This window comes from Streptococcus sp. SGI.013 (assembly GCF_050315295.1).
In the GTDB taxonomy this organism is placed as follows: Bacteria; Bacillota; Bacilli; order Lactobacillales; family Streptococcaceae; genus Streptococcus; species Streptococcus porcorum.
Genome location: NZ_JBNPOS010000097.1, coordinates 1 through 451 on the forward strand (window position 1 = coordinate 1; position 451 = coordinate 451).

The 451-nt window shown below is 43.0% G+C and carries 1 protein-coding gene; it reads right to left on the bottom strand.

The window, feature by feature from the left end; all coding sequences use genetic code 11:
- Nucleotides 1-438 (bottom strand): mucin-binding protein (locus ACQRDX_RS09515; protein WP_427897468.1); only part of this gene is annotated, 438 nt, incomplete at its 3' end.
- Between the last annotated feature and the right edge of the window lie 13 nt (nucleotides 439-451).

The following is a 451-nucleotide window of genomic DNA, read 5'->3' on the forward strand; positions in this document are numbered from 1 at the left end:
CTTATAAACTACTGTAATTGTCTGATCACTATCTGTTGCATTAAAGGTATGGGCAGACACAATCATTGTTTCAGTATAACGTCCTTGAACAACAGGTGATGAAACAGCAGGAACTGTTTGAGCAGCTGACCAGTCACTATAGCTAACCTCACCCGTAACGATATTAACTGTCGCTGAACGTTTGAACGCAACGGTCTGGGTTACAATCACCGGACTACCTTCTTGATCTAGGACTGGTGTGCCATCTTCATTGACATAGATAATAGTGCGTTTGATAGACTTATTCAAATCATTCGCCTTCACACCATCTGGCCACTCTGGTCCGTCTGGATTACCTGGGTCAACTTCTGTACCTGGGTCTTTCGGATCTTCTGGTGTGACTGTAACAGTTTTTGCTTTCACAACAACAGTGAAGCTTTGATCGCTAGCTTTATCCATGTCAAAGACTTGT